Genomic DNA, 17,695 nt, shown 5'->3' on the forward strand with positions numbered 1-17,695 from the left:
CCAGCGTTAGCTCGCTACCCAGAAGGGACCGCCGTGCGGACGACGATCCTGATCACCTCACCGGAACAGTGGCAGGCCCCCGGGCTGGAACTGTTCCAGTTCGCCCCCATCATTCCCGGCGGGCCGGAATGGTTCACCAAACCGGTACTGCTCGCCCTGCTCAGCTCGGTCATCGTCATGGCCGTGTGCTGGGCCGCGTTCGCCAAGCCGAAGATCGTGCCACGCGGGTGGCAGAGCATCGGCGAATACACGTACGTGTTCGTACGCGACCAGATCGCCAGGCCCCACCTCGGCAAGGACGCCGAGCGCTGGATGGGCCTCCTCCTGACGATCTTCCTGACCGTGCTCGTCTGGAACCTGATGGGCCTCTTCCCGCTCATCCAGTTCCCCGTCGCCGCGAACATCTCCTTCCCGGCGGTGCTCGCAGTCACCGTGTACGCCATCAAGGTCTACCTCGGCGTCCGGCACCACGGCGTCCGCGGCTACCTGCACGGCGTGGTGCACCTGCCGGGCCTGCCCCGCTGGGCGTACGGCATCTACGCCCCGCTGATCCTCGCCGAGGTGTTCCTCAGCTCACTGTTCACCCACTTCATCCGGCTGTTCGCGAACATGTTCGCCGGCCACATCATCGTGGCCTTCTTCAGCTCGGTGGGCTTCTGGTTCCTGTTCGAGGAGCTCAGCCCGCTCGGTGTAGGTCTCGGAGTGCTGGGCGTGCTCATGACGATCCTGATGACGGCGCTGGAGCTGCTGATCCAGTTCCTGCAGGCGTTCCTGTTCGCCATGCTCGCGGCGATGTTCATCGCCAGCGGGCTGCACGGCTCACACTAACCCGCGGCGCGGGCGGCCAGCTTGCGGTGCCCGGCGGAGCGCAGCACGCCGGCCGCCTCGTCGGCCGAGGCCACGGGCGCCTTGATCAGCAGCCCCTTCGACTGCTTGAGCGTGAGCAGCCGGGTGACCGACTCGTCGAGGCGCTGCTTGGAGATGCGGCCCGACTTGACCGCCGCCAGCACCGCGTGGTGGGCCTTGGGCAGGTCGTTCGGCATGAGCAGCAGGTCGGCCCCGGCCAGCACGGCGCGCACCGCGATCTCGCCGTCGTTGTACTTCTTGCGCACCCCTTCCATGTTGAGGGCGTCGGTGGAGATCACGCCGTCGAAGCCGAGCTTCTTCCTGAGCAGGCCGGTCAGGATGGTCTTGGACAGCGTCGCCGGGTCGCCCGACGAGTCGAGCTTGGGGAAGACGATGTGGGCGCTCATCACGGCGTCCACCCCGGCCTCGATGGCGGCCTTGAACGGCGGCGCGTCGATCCGCTCCCACTGGGCCCTGGTGTGCTTGATCACCGGAAGGCCCGTGTGGCTGTCCACGGAGGTGTCACCGTGGCCGGGGAAGTGCTTGGCGGTCGCGGCGATCTTGGCGTCCTTGAACCCCTTGACCGCCGCCGCGACCATCTTGGCCACCCTGGCCGGGTCGTCGCCGAAGGCCCGCCTGCCGATGACGGGGTTGCGCGGGTCGATGTTCACGTCGGCGACAGGGGCGAAGTCGAGGTTGACGCCGAGCGCGCGCAGCTCGGTGCCGGTGGCCTTGGCCACCTCCCGCGACAACATGAGGTCCTTGGTCGCCCCGATCTCGGACGCGCCGGGGAAGTCCGTCATTAACGCGGACATCCGGGACACCAGGCCGTTCTCCTGGTCGGTGGCGATCAGCATCGGGACCTTCCCCGCCGCCCGCTGCATGCCGTTGGTCAGGCCGACGACCTGGCGGGTGCTCTTGACGTTGTGCGGGAAGAGGATCACACCGCCCAGGTGGTATTTGGCGATCACCTTGGCCGGGGTCTGGGCGCCGTACCTGGCCTGGTTCTCGCCCGAGGCCGCCTCGGCCGAGGCGCCGTACAGGACGGGCATGAAGAGCTGGCCGACCTTCTCCTCAAGGCTCATCTTCGCTAAGACGCGCTCGACGGTGTTCGCCGGGGGCCGCGACGCGGGCGTGGTGGGCGCGGCCGGCGTGGTGGGCGCGGGCGGTGCGGCCTTGCCGCCCGTCGGGGTGGCCCCCGCCGGGCCGTCGCCAATGCCGCACGCCGTGAGCGCGGCCACCAGGAGTCCTGCCGTACCGATCCGTCGAAGCATGCCTCCAAAGGTATCCATCTGACGACCCGCCCGGAGCCGCGATCTTGCCGAAACGTCCTGGTTTACAGGCCCAGCCGGCCGAGTCCCGGCAGGTACGCGCGGGCCGCCACCCGCGCCCGGGCCGCCGTCACCTGTGCCCGCGCGGCCTCGGCCGCCCTGCGGCACTGCTCCAGCGTGTGCGCGGCCAGCGCGGCGCGTACGGCCGCCAGCGCCGCGGCCCCCATGGACAACGTCGAGACCCCAAGCCCGGTGAACACGCAGGCCAGGGCCGGGTCGGCGGCCGACTCGCCGCACACCCCGCACGGCTTGCCCGCCGACGACGCGGCCTCGGCGGTCATGGCGACCAGGTCGAGCAGCGCCGGCTGCCACGGGTCGTTCAGCACCCCGACGGCGCTGACCTGGCGGTCGGCGGCGAAGGCGTACTGGGCCAGATCGTTGGTGCCGATTGAGATGAAATCCACAGGTTCGAGCAGGTGCGCGGCGCGCAGCGCGGCCGACGGGATCTCGATCATCACACCCGCGCTCGGCAGGCCCTTGGCCCGGCACGCCTGCGCGAACCAGACGGCCTCCTCGGCGGTGGCCACCATCGGCGCCATGACCCGCAGCCCCTGCGCGGCGACGGCCGCAAGCGCGCCGAGCTGCGCCTCCATCACCTCGGGGAACCTCCTGAACTGACGCAGGCCGCGCTCACCCAGCGCCGGGTTCGGTTCGGCCGGCACGGGCAGGAACGCCAGCGGCTTGTCCGCGCCGCCGTCGAGGGTCCGCACGACCACGTCGCCGCCGGGGAACGCCTCCAGCGCCGCCCGATAGGCACTCCGCTGCTCCTCGGCGGACGGCGGCTCGATCCTGTCGAGGAAGAGGAACTCGGTCCGGTAGAGCCCGACGCCCTCGGCACCCGCGTCGACGGCGGCCGCCAACTCGGCGGGGCCGCCGACGTTCGCGAGCAGCGGAACCGGATGCCCGTCGGCCGTCCTGCCGGGGCCCCTGACCGCGGACAGGGCGGTCCTCCTGGCCGTGGCCGCGCCGACCGCCTCGGCCACGTCGGACTCCGCGGGCTCCACGCGCACCTCACCCGAGGTGCCGTCGGCCATGACCCGCACACCCGGCGGGATGCCGGTCGCGCCGGGGCAGGCCACGACGGCGGGCACGCCCATCGCCCTGGCCAGGATCGCCGTGTGGCTGGTGGGGCCGCCCTCCTCGGTGACGAAGGCGGCGACGCTGGCCTTGGTCAGCAACGCGGTGTCGGCGGGCGCGAGATCGCGGGCGATCAGCACGTACGGCTCGTCGGGCGCGCCCTGCACACCCGGCAGCGTCTGCCCGTTGAGCAGCGCGATCACGCGGTCCCTGATGTCGTCCAGGTCTGCCGCGCGCTCGCCGAGGTAGCCGCCCGAGCCGGCCAGCACGTCCCGATATTTCGTGAAAGCCTCAAAGACCGCCCTGGGGGCGGCCAGACCGCGATCGATCAGTGATCTCACCTTCACGACCACACCGGGGTCCTCGGCCATCAGCGCCTGGGCCTTGAGTATCTCCTCGGCCTCGCCGCCCGCCTGGTTGCCACGGGCCTCCAGCTCGCCCGCGACCTGCGTGAGCGCGACCATCGCGCGCTCCTTTTCCTGATCCGCCTCACCGGTGTAGGTGGCGCCCTCGGGGGGTTCGGGCACGAAGACGTCAAGGATGAACGAGGGCCCGTGCCCGATTCCCGGGCTGACCCCCACCCCCCGCAGGTTCATGGCGTACTGGCGATCGCGGCCAGCTCGTCGAGGATCTCGTCCGAGCCGTCGCCCTCAGCACGAATCACGACGTCTTCGCCTTGCCGGACGTCGAGCGCCATGATCGCGAGGATGCTCTTGCCGTTGACCGGGCCCTCGCCGTTGGTCTTCGCCACCGTGATGTCCATGGGGGCCTGCTTGGCCCGCTGCACGAACGTCGCCGCGGGACGGGCATGCAGCCCGACGTCCGCGGCCACGGTGACCTTGCGCTCGCCCATTGACTCTCTCTCTTTCTGTGCCGGTCCAGACCAGCCGGACCTGTCCGGGTGCGCCAGCCGATCGCGATCAAAGTCGGCGGCTCCCCCATTGTCTCGCGTTCCGGTCGATACGATCACAGGCGACCGCGAGTCCTGCCTATTCCCATCGGAAAAGCTCGTCCCCGGCGTGCACCGCGCCCTCGGCGACCCCGGTCACGGACTCGGACAGGGCGTCCAGCGCGACGACCGGGCAGACCGGCGAGCGGCCGCCGGCCTCGACCACCGCGGGGTCCCAGGCCACGACCGGCTGCCCGGCGATGACCCGGTCGCCCTCGGCCGCCAGGAGCCGGAACCCCTTCCCCTTGAGCTGGACGGTGTCGATGCCCAGGTGCACCAGCACGCCCTTGCCGTCGTCCCCGACGATGACGTACGCATGCGGATGCAGTTTCATGATTTTTCCAGCTATGGGGGCTACGGCCTTCCCGGGCACGCGCAGAGGATCGACCGCCATCCCCGGCCCCACCATGCCCGCGGAGAACACCGGATCGGGCACGGCGGCCAGCCCCACAGCCGCCCCCTCGACCGGGGCGAGAACAGTCGTCATGGACCCGCCCTCAGCCGATGAGGTCCTCGATGTCGCTGGCGATCGTGTCCGCCTCCGGCCCGACGACGACCTGAACCACGTTTCCCGCGGCCATCACGCCGTGCGCGCCCGCCGCTTTGAGCGCGGCCTGGTCGACCTTGGACGCGTCGTGCACCTCCGTACGCAGGCGGGTGATGCAGGGCTCTATCTCGATGATGTTGCCGGCACCGCCCAGCCCGGCGATGATCGCGTTCGCATCGGCCGCCATCCGGCCCCTCCCTCGGTTCTTTCGACCAGTATGAATTGTCGCTGGCGTTCGATATGCGAACTGCGGGCGCCCGCAGAACCGTGGCCGGCTTTCTCCAGATCAATCGGTCTGGGTGACCTTGTTCAGTCCGCGCGGCGAGTCGGGGTCGATGCCGAGCCTGCGGGCCAGCGCCTCGGTGAGGAGCTGACCCGGGACGATGAGCCCCATCGGGGCCACCCACTCGGGCAGGTCGGGGCCGTTCAGCGCGGCCGTGCCCGCCCGTGCGAGCGCTGTGCCGCCCCCGATCGTGTACGCCGCCGCGCCGGCCGCCACCACCCGCTCGGCCAGTGCGATCGTCCCTTGCAGCGTCGGGCTGTTCTCGGCGGCGACCAGCAGCGCCGGGGTGTCGGCGTCGACCACCGCGATGGGGCCGTGCAGCAGGTCGGCGTACGACAGCCCCATGGCGTGCAGGTAGCAGGCCTCCTTGAGCTTCAGCGCCGTCTCCAGGGCGGTCGAGAACGCCAGTCCGCGCCCCGAGACCACCACACCCGGCTTGTCCAGCAGCCCTTCGACCACGGCCGCCAGGTCCCCCGGCTCGGCGATGAGTTTCTCCACCGCGTCGGGAACCCGCCGCAGCTCGTTCACGTCCACGTCGGCGCCGAGCCCCAGCGCGAGCACCGCCAGCGCGGCGAGCTGCGTCGTGTACGTCTTGGTCGCGGGAACGGCCTTCTCCTCCCCCGCGACCGTGCACAGCGCCACGTCGGCGGCCTGCGCCAGCGGGCTGTCCGGGCCGCCGTTGGTGATGCCGACGGTCCTGGCCCCGCAGTCCTTGGCCCAGGCCAGCGTCTCGACGATCTCCTCGGTCCGCCCCGACTGCGAGATGGCCACGGCCAGCACACCGTCCAGGTCCAGCCGGCGCTTGTACGTGGTCGCGATCGACGGCGCGGCCAGCGCCGACAGGCGCCCCGCGTGCGATTCGACCAGGTAGCGGCCGTAGACTGCGGCGTTGTCAGAGGTGCCACGCGCGATGAACAGAAGCTGGCGGGCCTGCTCGCCCACCGCTCTCACCTCGTCGACCCTCGGGAGCAGGGAGTCCAGTGTGGCCCGCAGCGCGGCCGGCTGCTCGGCGATCTCGCTGCGCATCTTCGTGGTCATCGTGGGCTCATCCTTCAACTCATTGCGGCTCGGACTTGACCGTCTTTCGCGATATGTGGTCTAGTCCGGACTAGACCAGTACGAACCATAGCCCATCGCCCAAGGTCAGTTCGAGGGGAGGATCCGTGGCGCACATCGATCCGGACAGCCCGGTGCCCAAGTACTTCCAGCTTCGCGAGATCCTGCTGGACCTCATCGACAGCGACGAGCTGAGCATCGGCGCGGCGATCCCGTCAGAACGCGAGCTCTGTCAGCGCTTCGGCCTGTCCAGGATGACCGTACGGCAGGCCGTCGACCATCTCGTGTCCGAGGGCCGCCTGCACCGCGTCCCCGGCAAGGGGACGTTCGTCGCCCGGCCCAAGATCGAGCTGGCGCTGCAGCTGACGTCGTTCACCGACGACATGCGGGCCCGCGGCATGATCCCCGGCTCGCGCGACCTCGATCGCCGGATCGTCCGCGCCAGCGCCCACCTGGCCAAGGAGCTGGGGATCCAGCCGGGTGAGGAAGTTCACTTCATCGAGCGGCTGCGGACGGCCGACGGGGAGCCGCTGTCCATCGAACGGGCCCACATCCCGGTCAAGTTCGCCCCCGATCTGGCCTCCCACGATTTGTCGGACAAATCACTGTACGGGCTGTTGGAGAGCCGCTACGGCCTCGTCATGGACGCCGGCGAGCTCACCATCGACGGCGGCATCGCCGACCCGAGCGACGCCGACCTGCTGAAACTGCCGCGCGGCGGGGCCGTGCTGCTACTGCAGCGCCGGTCGTTCTCGGGCGGCGCCTGTGCGGAACTGGGCGTGTCCACGTACCGCGCCGACCGCTACCAGCTGCGTACGATTCTGGAAATGCCCGCCAGACGGAGCTGAGGGCCTCCCCCGCCGGTCGCCCGTTCCCGACCCCCGGACGGCCCGATCCCCTCTCCCGGAGGAAAGCCCGGTGAACGAGACCACCGACGCCCGGCCCTCGCCGTTCGCTCGCCTGATGACCGTGCTCCAGCGGCTGGGCCGTTCCCTGATGCTGCCCATCGCGGCGCTGCCCGCGGGGGCCCTGCTGCTGCGCTTCGGCCAGCCCGACATGCTCGGCTCCAACGGTGGGGATCCGGGCGGCCTGGCGGACGTGGCAGGGTTCGCCTGGATGAACCAGGTCGCCGCGGTGCTGGCCGCCGCAGGGGCGGCCCTGTTCGAGAACCTGCCGCTGCTGTTCGCCGTGGGGGTGGCGATCGGCTTCGCGCGCAAGGCCGACGGCTCGACCGCGCTGGCCGCCGTGGTCGGCTACCTCGTCTTCGACCGGGTCACCAAGGTCATGTTCTCCGGCTCCGGCATCCGCGACACCGTCGTCATCAAGGCCGTCCAAGGCCAGGGCGTCAAGGAGATCATCGACTACGGCCTGCAGAACCCCACCAAAGTGCTCGGCGGCATCATGATGGGCCTGGTCGCCGCGGTGCTGTGGCAGCGCTTCCACCGGATCAAGCTGCCGTCGTGGCTGGCCTTCTTCGGCGGGCGCAGGTTCGTGCCGATCATCACCTCGATCGTGGCGCTGCTCATCGGCGTGCTCTTCGGCTGGCTCTGGCCGGTGATCGGCGAGTGGATCCGGCACGCCGGCGAGGCCCTGGCCGCCATCGGCCCCGTCGGGACCGGCATCTACGGCGTGATCAACCGCCTGCTCATCCCCCTCGGCCTGCACCACTTCGTCAACTCGGTCGTCTGGTACGTGGTGCCGCAGTGCGAGGTGGGCGGGCGGGTGCTGGGCGGCGACTGGAACTGCTACTTCGGCGGCGCCCCGCACTCCGGCCAGTTCATGGCCGGCTTCTTCCCCATCATGATGTTCGCCCTGCCGGCCGCCGCCCTGGCCATGTGGCGGGCGGCCCCCGCCCACCGACGCGCCACCGTGGGCGGCATCATGCTGTCGGCGGGGCTGGCCTCGTTCGTCACGGGCGTCACGGAGCCGCTGGAGTTCGCCTTCATCTTCGTCGCCCCCGCGCTCTTCGTCGTGCACGCGCTCCTGACGGGGCTGTCCATGGCCGTGACGACCCTGATCGGCGGCCAGCTCGGCTTCGGCTTCTCGGCAGGGCTGCTCGACCTGCTGCTGAACGCCAGCAAGGCCAACACCTCGAACCTGGCCGGCATCCTCGTCCTGGGTGTGATCTACGGCGGGGTGTACTACGTCGTCTTCACGTTCCTGATCCGCAGGCTGAACATCCTGACCCCCGGCCGAGAACCTGAGCCCGACGTCGACGCGGGCGAAACCTAGCCGGCCGCGTTACCTCGACTCCGCCCAGGGGGATCCAACTCGAGACCGCCTTGCGCCCATTTAAGGGACATATCCGGGCGGCGATCCAGGAAGCTGGAGCATTTCGCATTCCCCGGCCGAGCCGAAAACTCCTTATAGCGATTGCCTCTTCACCCCCACGGCATATGGAGGACCGGTGTCAACAGCCCCTGCCCATGAGGAATCGCCCGTCAAGACCCAGGGCGCCCTGGCGCTTCGTACCAGCCCGCTGGTATGGGGCCCGCCGGGCTCCGTCCCCGACGAGCGCAAGCTCCGCCACTTCGGCCAGGCCCTCGCCGAAGTGCTCTCCGGGCGCCGCCCACCGGAGTCGCTGGCCGACAGGCTCACCGAGCGCGCCTACCGGGAACTGATCCTCGCGGGGCGGATGCTGCACACGACACACCCCCCTTTCGCCGGCAGCCTCCACGTGAAGGAGCCCCGGGAAGGGGCGCTGGAAATGTGCGTCCTCGTGCACTGCGGCGACCGCGACCGCGTCCTGGCCATCCGCATGGAACGGCGCGGCGTGCAATGGTTGTGCACCGAATTCGAGACCGCGTAGAAACCCCACGCGAAAGCCCCCGCCCTTCTGGGCAGGGGCTTTGACGATCAGGCGGCGTTCTTCGGGTCGCCGTGGCAGCGCTTGTACTTCTTGCCCGACCCGCACGGGCAGGGCGCGTTACGCTCGACGTTGCCGTAGGCGGCCCGCTCGGCCGAGGAGGTGCGCACCCGGGTGTGCTCGACGTCGCCCTGCTCACCGGGCGCCGAGTACTCGAGTTCGGCGGGCCGCTCGGGCCCACGCAGACCGCGCGCGATGATCGAGCGCGTCTCCGCCAGCGCCGCGTCCTCTTCCTCGACGATCGGGTTCTCCTGCACCTCGACCTCAAGGTTGAACAGGAACCCGACGGAGTCCTCCTTGATGCCCTCAAGCATCGCGGCGAACATCTCGAAGCCCTCGCGGGCGTACTCGATCTTCGGGTCCTTCTGCGCGTAGGCCCGCATGCCGATGCCCTCGCGCAGGTAGTCCATCTCGTACAGGTGCTCGCGCCACTTGCGGTCGAGGACGGACAGGATCACGCGACGCTCGAGGTCGCGCATGGTCTCGGGGCCGAACTCCTCCTCACGCCGGTCGTAGGCGGCCAGCGCGTCGGCCTTGACCTTCTCGACGATGAACTCGGCGGACATCTGATCGCGCCCACCGGCCTCCTCGATGAGGTCCTCGGCCCTGACCGAGACCGGGAAGAGCTCGCCGAACGCCTTCCAGAGCTTGTCGAGGTCCCACTCCTCGGCGAAGCCCTCGGCGGTGGCGCCCTGGACGTAGCCGTCGATCACCTCGCCGATGAAGCCGCGCACCTGCTCGTGCAGGTCGGCACCCTCCAGCACGCGCAGACGCTCGGCGTAGATGACCTTGCGCTGGCGGTCCATGACCTCGTCGTACTTCAGAACTTCCTTGCGGATCTCGAAGTTCTGCTGCTCGACCTGGTGCTGGGCGGAGGCGATGGCCTTGGAGACGATGCCGGACTCGATCGGCTGGTCGTCAGGGATGTTCAGGCGGGTCATGATGACCTCGACCCTGGCCGAGTTGAACAGGCGCATGAGGTCGTCGCCGAGCGACAGGTAGAAGCGCGACTCGCCGGGGTCGCCCTGACGGCCGGAACGGCCGCGGAGCTGGTTGTCGATGCGGCGCGACTCGTGGCGCTCGGTGCCCAGCACGTACAGGCCGCCGAGCTGGGTGACCTCGTCGTGCTCGGCCTTGACCGCCGCGCGCGCCTTCTCCAGCGCCTCCGGGTAGGCCTTCTCGTACTCCTCCGGCGTCTCGACCGGGTCGAGCCCGCGCTGGCGCAGTTCGAGGTCGGCGCGGAACTCGGAGTTGCCGCCGAGCATGATGTCGGTGCCTCGACCGGCCATGTTGGTGGCGACGGTGACGGCGCTCTTACGGCCCGCCTCGGCGATGATCGACGCCTCACGGGCGTGGTTCTTGGCGTTGAGCACCTCGTGCTGCACGCCGCGCCGCTTGAGCGCCTTGGACAGCCGCTCCGACTTCTCGACCGAGGTGGTGCCGACGAGCACCGGCTGGCCGGCCTCGTAGCGCTCCTTGATGTCCTCGACCACCGCGTTGAACTTGGAGTCTTCGTTCTTGTAGACCACGTCGGCCTGGTCCTTGCGGATCATCGGCCGGTTCGTGGGGATCGGGACGACGCCCAGCTTGTACGTCTGGTGGAACTCGTTGGCCTCGGTGGCCGCCGTACCGGTCATCCCGGACAGCTTGTCGTAGAGGCGGAAGTAGTTCTGCAGCGTGACCGTGGCGAGAGTCTGGTTCTCGTCCTTGACCTTCACGCTCTCCTTGGCCTCGATGGCCTGGTGCATGCCCTCGTTGTAGCGGCGGCCATGGAGGATACGGCCGGTGAACTCGTCGACGATCAGGACCTCGCCGTCGGCGACGATGTAGTCCTTGTCCTTCTTGAACAGCTCCTTGGCCTTGAGCGCGTTGTTCAGGAAGCCGACCAGGTGGGTGTGCTCGGGCTTGTACAGGTTGTCGATGCCGAGCCAGTCCTCGACCTTCTCGACGCCCGACTCCAGGACGCCGACCGTGCGCTTCTTCTCGTCGACGATGTAGTCGCCGGTGCTCTCCTCGCCCGGGTTCTTCGCCTCGACGCCCCTGCGCAGGCGGGGCACGATCTTGGCGAACTCGCTGTACCACTTGCCCGACTGCTCGCCGGGACCGGAGATGATCAGCGGCGTACGGGCCTCGTCGATCAGGATCGAGTCGACCTCGTCGACGACCGCGAAGTTGTGGCCGCGCTGCACGCACTCGTCGAGCGACCAGGCCATGTTGTCGCGCAGGTAGTCGAAGCCGAACTCGTTGTTCGTGCCGTACGTGATGTCGGCCTCGTACTGCTTGCGGCGCTCGTCGGGCTGCTGGCCCCCGATGATGCACCCGACCTCGAGACCGAGGAAGCGGTGAATGCGCCCCATGGTCTCGGCGTCACGCTTGGCCAGGTAGTCGTTGACCGTGACGACGTGAACGCCCTTGCCGGACAGCGCGTTGAGATAGGCGGGCAGGGTGCACGTCAGCGTCTTGCCCTCACCGGTCTTCATCTCGGAGATGTTGCCCATGTGAAGGTTGGCCCCGCCCATGATCTGCACGTCGTAGGGCCGCTGACCGAGCACGCGGCGGGACGCCTCACGCACGGTCGCGAACGCTTCAGGAAGCAGATCGTCGAGACTCTCGCCATCAGCGTAGCGCTGTTTGAATTCGTCCGTCAGAGCGCGCAACTCCGTGTCGGACAGGCTCGTGAAGTCGTCCTCGATGGAGTTGACCTGGTCTGCGATCCGCTTGAGCTTGCGCAGGATCTTGCCTTCGCCGGCACGTAGGATCTTGTCGAGAATGGCTGGCACTTTATGTAAAGCTCCTCGCAGGTCTACCCCGGCGGCGCCGCCAGGATGGAGAGGCCGAGACAAACTTCCCCGCCTGCCATCGTAGGCGGTTCAGCAACCAGACGCAGCCACCGCAACGACGAGGGCGCGGTACTCGTCTGGGAGAATGGGGGGCAAGGCAGAGAGTATGCCGGTTGAAAGCCGGCTCGCACCCGAAGCGGGATAACCGGCAAAGGAAGGATAAGTCATGGTTGAGGAGAAGAAGTCGGAGCACGCGGAGAATCTCGGCAACCACGGCGGACGCGCGTCTTCGTGGCTCGCGGTGACGGTGATGGTGGTGGGCAGCATCGTGGCCGGCTTCGGGCTGATCGTCGCGAACTGGACCCTCGTCTGGATCGGCGCCGGGGTGTTCGTCGTGGGGGGCGTCCTCGCCCTCGTCTTCGATATCTTCACCGACGTCGTGATCGACGCGCCCCGTGTGGGCATGCGCGCTGAAGATCATCGCTGACGCACGCTTCACGCGGCGGGCACCGAACCCCATCGGTGGCCCGCCGTTTCCATACCCAACGCAAACCAACCGCCATTTCCCACCCGCCCAGCCACACAACTTCCCCCACGCCCCGCACGCCCGGCGGTTCCCACCCACTCCCTGAGCACCGCCGACATCCCCGCCCGCTCCCCGGGCGCTGCTGACACCCCGCTCACTTCCTGAGCACCGCTGACACCCCGCTCACTTCCTGAGCACCGCTGGCACCCCGCCCGCTCCCCGGACGCCGCTGACATCCCACGCGCCTTCCTTTGGCACCCCCATCGCCCTCTCCTGGTACGTCCCGCCCGCACTTCTTCGCCCCTCGACGCCCCCTCCGCACCTCACCGGTCCGGCCCTTGCCCTCCCCAGCCTGGCCGTCCGGCCCTCCTCCTGGCTTCCCCTTCCTGCCACCCGGCATCGCCCTCCTCAACCCGCCACCCGCCCTGCTCTCCCCGGCACTGGCCCCCTCCACCACGGCGCTCCCTCCTCAAGCCACCGTCCAGCCCCGCCCTCCCCGCTGCGCAACTGGCCGCAAGCCCCGATGGCCGCCTTCGGCCTGGAGGCAAGGGGGCAAGGAGGCAAGGGGGCAAGGGGTATGGCCCCCGATTCTGTCGGTGGGCGACGTTAGCCTTCTCGCATGCATCGCCGTATCCACTCGCAGACATGACCCTCCCGACAGCCCCAACCGACCTCACCGCCGACGAGGCCAGGCGGATCATCCTGCGTTCGCAGGGTTTGATCGGGGCCGACGCGCGCAAGGGCGGGGTGCACGCCATGCTGCGCAGGCTGGGCGCCGTACAGCTCGACACGATCTCGGTCCTGGCCCGCTCCCACGAGCTCGTCGCCTACGCCCGCCTCGGCGCCGTCGGCAGGCCCAAGGTGGAGCGCGCATACTGGCACAACCCCGCCCAGAGCTTCGAATACTGGTGCCACGCCGCCTGCATCCTGCCCATCGAGCACTGGCCGCTGTACTCGTTCCGGCGCAGGGCCTACCGCGAGCGGCGCTACCGCTGGCACGAGGTCCCCGACGACGTGGACAAGCTGCTCGACCAGGTTCGAGAGTCAGGCCCGCTGACGACCTCCGACGTGGGCGGCGCCAAGAACGGCGGCCCTTGGTGGGACTGGTCAGACTCCAAGATCGGCCTTGAGTACCTGCTCGACATCGGCGAGCTGGTCTGCAGCCGCCGCGTCGGCTGGCGACGCGTGTACGACCTGGCCGAACGCGTCGTCCCCGCCGACCTCCTGGCCGAAGACCTCTCCGACGAGGAGTGCGTGACACGGCTGGCGGTGATCGCGGGACGTTCGCTGGGCGTGGCCAACAGGACCGACCTGCTCGACTTCCTGCGTCTCAAGGGCCGCTACGCGGCGATCCTCGACGAGGTCCTCCTCAGCGGCGCCGCCGGGCTGGTGCCCGTGACCGTGACGGGCTGGCCGGGCAAGAAGGGCCAGGCCAACGCCTGGGCCGACCCGGTGGCGCTGGAGTCCGAGCCGCGCGGCCGTCACCGTACGACGCTGCTGTCCCCGTTCGACTCCCTCATCTGGCACCGGGGCCGCACCGAGCGCGTCTTCGACTTCGCGTACACGCTGGAGCTCTACGTCCCCAAGCACAAGCGCGTGCACGGCTATTTCACGATGCCGGTGCTGGCCGGGGGCCGCCTCATCGGGCGCGTCGACCCGGCGCGCGAGGGCGGCACGCTGGTGATCAGGCGGCTCAGCCTGGAGCCCGGCCTCTCGCCCGCCAAGTGGGTCGACGCCTTGCGTGAGGCCCTCTGGTCGGCGGCCGAGTGGGTGGGCTGCGACGCCGTCCGCGTCGAACTCGCCAACCCACCCGAGCTGGCCCCGCTACTGACCACACCCAACACGGCGAAGTAGCCCCAGCTCCGAGAGCCGATCCCGGACCGGACTCGGAGCCCCCGGGCCGGTCCAGACCGACACCCGTTCCTGGCCGGTTCGGGACCCGGGCTGGGAGGACCACGGCTCGGGCTTGCGGGCTCGGGCTTGCGAACGCGGGCCCAAGCTCGCGACTAGGAGCCGTGATCCAGTCCAGGTGGGCTCAGGCTTCGGTCAGGTTCGGATATCAGGCGAGCGGCCCAAGGGGTGAGGAGCCGGGCACGGTCCGGGGCTGGGTCGAGCGAGGGGCCTCCTGGGCCAAAGCCTCGGCGTGCAAGCCCTCAGGCAGGGCGGGACGTGGGAATCCTGAGCCGCAGGCGGGCGAGTCCGCGAGCAGGCATGCCCCCGACAGGCACACCTGCGGCAGATACGACGCCAAATCCCACCGACGCCCCTGCTACCGCTGCCACCACCGCCGCTGTCATCACCATCGCCGCTGCTGCCGCTGCCGGAACGTTACGTGATCTCTAGCATGCGTTCCCGTACCGCGTACACCACGGCTTCCATCCGCGAGTGCAGTTGCAGCTTGTCGAGGATGTTGCGGACGTGGTTCTTCACGGTGTTCTCGGAGATGAACAGTTGCTTGGCGATCTCGCGGTTGTTCATGCCCTTGGCCACCAACCGCAGGACCTCCATCTCGCGGTCGGTCAGCCGGGGCACCGGGAGCTGGGGCGGGCGTTCGGCTTCCTTGCGGCTCATGTTCGCGAACTCGCTGATGAGCTTGGCCGCCATCGCCGGGTTGATTAACGACTGGCCCTCGTGCACACCGCGCACCGCCGCAGGGACGTCGTTGATCTGGACGTCCTTGAGCAGGTAGCCGGTGGCGCCCGCCTTGATGGCCTCGAAGAGATCCTCTTCTTCGTCGCTCACCGTCAGCATGATGATCCGGGTGCTCGGGACGGAGGCCCTGATGCCCTTCGTCGCCTCGATCCCGTCCTGCCGCGGCATGCGTACGTCCATGAGGGCGACATCGGGCATGAGGCGATCGGCCAGTTCGACCGCCTCCTGCCCGTCGCTCGCCTCACCGACCACCTCGATGTCGGGCTCGGCGGCCAGCGCCAGCGCCAGGCTCCGCCGGATCAGCTCGTGATCGTCAACGATCAGCACGCGGATCGGCTCGCTCTCTGACGTGCGGGCCTCGCCAGACTCGCCAGACTCGGTCACGAGGCCTCCTCGATGCGCCTCGCGACTGCCTTTCCCTCGCTTCGCTCGCTCATCTGAACCTGACTGAGCTCGCTCACGTGTCCTCCTCGTCGGGGGGCCAGAGCCGTTGAACCGCCATGATGGCATGTGCACCGCGGTCCTCGGGTGGTCGAGAAGATCTTTTAGCGTGCGATCAGGGCTCTATTAGCCGCAACACGCCGTAGTTGTACCCGCGTCTGCTGTAAACGACGCACGGCTGACCGCTCTCCTTGTCACGGAACAGGTAGAAATCATGTCCTACCAACTCCATCTCGAGCAGGGCCTGGTCGATGGTCATGGGTTCGGCCTTGTGGAACTTCTCCCGTACGATGAGCGGCCCTTCGCCGTCCATCTCGATCGGGACGATGTCGTCGTAGCGCTGGTCGCGCTGCAGGAGTTCGTCCTCGTCGGGCTCGGCAGGCTCGGCCTGTTTGGGGACGGAGGGCTCCGTCTTCGGGGCGAGGTCGGCGGCGCCGGGGAGCGTCGCGGTGATCTCCGCCACCGAGGGTTGGGCGTGGTTGCCGTGGTGAACCTTGCGCCGGTCGGCCAGCCGCCGGAGGCGGCCTTCCAGCTTGTCGAGGGCCATGTCGAAGGCTGCGAATCGGTCGTCGGCCGAGGCTTCGGCGCGAATGGCCGGTCCTCGCGAGTGAATGGTGAGCTCGACGCGCTCTCGCTGATCGGCGAGGCGTGGGTTGCGTTCTTTCGACACCTCCACATCAACTCGGATGAGTTTGTTGTCCAGACGTTCGATCCTGGCCAGCTTGGTCGTCACGTGGTCTCGGAACCGATCACTCACTCCTGTGTGCCGGCCCTTGACGATGATGTCCATGCAACAGCCCCCTTTCGGTCTAACGACTGAGCAAGAGCGCCCGACGATGTGCATGCCGGACGAGGTCTTCTGTCTGCCTCTCTGTCACCGTTACCCTCTTCCGACTCGGCGTCACCGGGGACTCTGGTGGCACCCGTCCGGCCGACCTGGTCTTCGACCCCACATTCGCCTGCTGAGGGTCTCGCAGCTCTGTCGCCACTACTGCCCTTCTCTTCTGACGGGAGGTATCTGACCTCTCGGGAAGGCAGGACTTACCCCTAAGCCGCACCGTGATCGGTCGACAAAGAGTCGCCTTACGTGGACCGTTTTGCCTGCGGCTGGCATCGGCTAGCAGAGCCGGGGACACCGACCCTGCGCAACCACGGACCCGAACGGGTGCCATGTCAGAACGCTATCCGTATCCAGGGAGAATGTCAGCCGGAGGCCCCGCCAAAGGATCACTTTCCGTGATTTTCTGCGGGCTCGCGCGGGGTGCCCTGTGCCCTATTTAACCGATCGGCAACCCTTTTGGGTACGGCCTTCTGGCTAACTGAGCTGCTATGCCCCATCGGCATGGGAAGGGACATGTGACCTCCAGGTGAGGGCCGCGATTTGGATCTTTCTTTACGCACTGTGACCGCAATCATTTCAAGATCTTCGGCGTGTCGCGGCGACGGTCACCGCCAACGGCACCCGCACCCCGGCCGCGCCCAGGGCTCTCGTGGCCTCAAGGAGGGTGGCGCCGGTGGTGACGATGTCGTCCAGGAGCAGCGCACAGGGCGCTGGAGGGCCGTTCGCGCTGATCGCCACCCGGTGTGACCCGGCCAGATTGGCGACCCTCTGAGTGGAGCTGAGGCCCGCCTGGTCGGCCACGCTCCTGGCCTGTCTCAGGGCCGTCCACGGCTCCGCCCGCCACCCGAACGCCCGCAACTGCCGGGCCACCAACCCCGCCAACCGGCTCACGGGGTCGTGCCCCCTGCCCCTGAGGGTGCGCCGTGAGCTCGGGACCGGCACGACGGCCACCCGCTCGTGCGGCCGCCACGCCCCGGTGCTCGCGATCGCCGTCACCGCCGTGAACGTCGCCGCCTCCGCCAGCACCCCGGCCAGCGCCACCGCGCCCCGCTCCTTGTAGGCCAGCACCGCCCTGCGCACCGCCCCCTCGTACGGGGCCGCCGACCAGCAGTCGGGCACCCCGGGCAGCAACGACTCCTGCGGCTGCCGCGCGGGGGCGGCGGTCAACTCGGCGACGCAGGCCGCGCAGTATCGCGCGCCTTTCGCCTCGCAGCCGGCGCAGGTTTGGGGGAGGACGAGGTCGAGTACGGCGGTGAGCACGCGCCCAGGATGCCGAACCCCACCGACAATTCCCGCCCCGCCGAAGGTTTCTTGGGCGGGGCGGGAATCGCCTGAGAACCGAGGCTGATGACGAGCCGAGAGCCAGGGGAATCGGGACCAAGCCGGTCGTGGCCGGGACGACGATGCCATACGGGCTGGGGCAGGCCAGGGAGGAGGCGGGGGCAAGGGCGGGGGCAACGGCAGGGGCAGGGACAAGGGCGGAGGCAGGGGTGGGGCGGG

At 69.0% G+C, this 17,695-nt stretch carries 16 protein-coding genes; 6 read left to right on the plus strand and 10 right to left on the minus strand.

Annotated features, from left to right (window positions below; translation table 11 throughout):
* Positions 1 to 33: 33 nt before the first annotated feature.
* Positions 34 to 828, plus strand: a complete 795-nt coding sequence (locus ACFOY2_RS30060) for a F0F1 ATP synthase subunit A (RefSeq protein ID WP_379531461.1) — start codon at positions 34 to 36, stop codon at positions 826 to 828.
* Here the strand turns inward: ACFOY2_RS30060 and nagZ are convergent.
* From nagZ to ACFOY2_RS30090, 6 genes are all read right to left on the minus strand, one after another.
* A complete protein-coding gene (gene nagZ, locus ACFOY2_RS30065) occupies positions 825 to 2,120 on the minus strand; it encodes a beta-N-acetylhexosaminidase (protein WP_379531462.1) in 1,296 nt (431 codons plus the stop codon). The genes ACFOY2_RS30060 and nagZ overlap by 4 nt on opposite strands.
* Positions 2,121 to 2,182: 62 nt before the next feature.
* On the minus strand, positions 2,183 to 3,850 hold the full coding sequence (gene ptsP / locus ACFOY2_RS30070) for a phosphoenolpyruvate--protein phosphotransferase (RefSeq protein ID WP_379531463.1): 1,668 nt from the start codon (positions 3,848 to 3,850) through the stop codon (positions 2,183 to 2,185).
* Positions 3,847 to 4,107 (minus strand): HPr family phosphocarrier protein, encoded by a 261-nt coding sequence (locus ACFOY2_RS30075; RefSeq protein WP_357812021.1) that lies wholly within the window; start codon positions 4,105 to 4,107, stop codon positions 3,847 to 3,849. Before ACFOY2_RS30075 ends, ptsP begins: the two co-directional genes overlap by 4 nt.
* 136 nt (positions 4,108 to 4,243) lie before the next feature.
* A complete protein-coding gene (locus tag ACFOY2_RS30080; RefSeq protein ID WP_379531464.1) occupies positions 4,244 to 4,690 on the minus strand; it encodes a PTS sugar transporter subunit IIA in 447 nt (148 codons plus the stop codon).
* 10 nt (positions 4,691 to 4,700) lie between these two features.
* Positions 4,701 to 4,937 (minus strand): glucose PTS transporter subunit EIIB, encoded by a 237-nt coding sequence (locus ACFOY2_RS30085; protein ID WP_379531465.1) that lies wholly within the window; start codon positions 4,935 to 4,937, stop codon positions 4,701 to 4,703.
* A 99-nt stretch (positions 4,938 to 5,036) separates the two neighbouring features.
* Positions 5,037 to 6,071, minus strand: coding sequence for an SIS domain-containing protein (locus tag ACFOY2_RS30090; protein ID WP_379531466.1), 1,035 nt, complete (start codon positions 6,069 to 6,071; stop codon positions 5,037 to 5,039).
* A gap of 125 nt (positions 6,072 to 6,196) precedes the next feature.
* Here ACFOY2_RS30090 and ACFOY2_RS30095 point away from each other — a divergent pair, with 125 nt between their 5' ends.
* The 3 genes from ACFOY2_RS30095 to ACFOY2_RS30105 all read left to right on the plus strand — a co-directional run bounded on the left by ACFOY2_RS30095 (position 6,197) and on the right by ACFOY2_RS30105 (position 8,898).
* Positions 6,197 to 6,937, plus strand: coding sequence for a GntR family transcriptional regulator (locus ACFOY2_RS30095; protein WP_379531467.1), 741 nt, complete (start codon positions 6,197 to 6,199; stop codon positions 6,935 to 6,937).
* Between the two features lie 70 nt (positions 6,938 to 7,007).
* On the plus strand, positions 7,008 to 8,321 hold the full coding sequence (locus ACFOY2_RS30100; protein WP_379531468.1) for a PTS transporter subunit EIIC: 1,314 nt from the start codon (positions 7,008 to 7,010) through the stop codon (positions 8,319 to 8,321).
* A gap of 175 nt (positions 8,322 to 8,496) precedes the next feature.
* Positions 8,497 to 8,898, plus strand: a complete 402-nt coding sequence (locus tag ACFOY2_RS30105; protein ID WP_379531469.1) for an Rv3235 family protein — start codon at positions 8,497 to 8,499, stop codon at positions 8,896 to 8,898.
* 47 nt (positions 8,899 to 8,945) lie between these two features.
* Here the strand turns inward: ACFOY2_RS30105 and secA are convergent, their stop codons facing one another.
* On the minus strand, positions 8,946 to 11,735 hold the full coding sequence (gene secA / locus ACFOY2_RS30110) for a preprotein translocase subunit SecA (protein ID WP_379531470.1): 2,790 nt from the start codon (positions 11,733 to 11,735) through the stop codon (positions 8,946 to 8,948).
* Positions 11,736 to 11,961: 226 nt separating this feature from the next.
* Here secA and ACFOY2_RS30115 point away from each other — a divergent pair, with 226 nt between their 5' ends.
* Together ACFOY2_RS30115 and ACFOY2_RS30120 are read left to right on the plus strand one after the other, a co-directional pair.
* The gene (locus ACFOY2_RS30115; protein ID WP_379531471.1) at positions 11,962 to 12,222 is read left to right on the plus strand and encodes an HGxxPAAW family protein; all 261 of its coding nucleotides are present in this window, start codon (positions 11,962 to 11,964) and stop codon (positions 12,220 to 12,222) included.
* A 684-nt stretch (positions 12,223 to 12,906) separates the two neighbouring features.
* Positions 12,907 to 14,115 carry a winged helix-turn-helix domain-containing protein gene (locus ACFOY2_RS30120; RefSeq protein ID WP_379531472.1) on the plus strand — a complete coding sequence of 403 codons (1,209 nt, stop codon included), beginning with the start codon at positions 12,907 to 12,909 and terminating at the stop codon, positions 14,113 to 14,115.
* A 474-nt stretch (positions 14,116 to 14,589) separates the two neighbouring features.
* On the opposite strand, the gene ACFOY2_RS30125 is transcribed toward ACFOY2_RS30120, so the two are convergent.
* From ACFOY2_RS30125 to ACFOY2_RS30135, 3 genes are all read right to left on the minus strand, one after another.
* Positions 14,590 to 15,297, minus strand: a complete 708-nt coding sequence (locus ACFOY2_RS30125) for a response regulator (protein ID WP_379531473.1) — start codon at positions 15,295 to 15,297, stop codon at positions 14,590 to 14,592.
* Positions 15,298 to 15,469: 172 nt separating this feature from the next.
* Positions 15,470 to 16,144, minus strand: a complete 675-nt coding sequence (gene hpf, locus ACFOY2_RS30130; RefSeq protein WP_379531474.1) for a ribosome hibernation-promoting factor, HPF/YfiA family — start codon at positions 16,142 to 16,144, stop codon at positions 15,470 to 15,472.
* A gap of 627 nt (positions 16,145 to 16,771) precedes the next feature.
* Entirely contained in the window at positions 16,772 to 17,455 is a 684-nt protein-coding gene (locus ACFOY2_RS30135) for a ComF family protein (protein ID WP_379531475.1), read from the minus strand.
* Positions 17,456 to 17,695: the final 240 nt, after the last annotated feature.

The sequence above is a fragment of the Nonomuraea purpurea genome (assembly GCF_042650645.1).
In the GTDB taxonomy this organism is placed as follows: Bacteria; Actinomycetota; Actinomycetes; order Streptosporangiales; family Streptosporangiaceae; genus Nonomuraea; species Nonomuraea purpurea.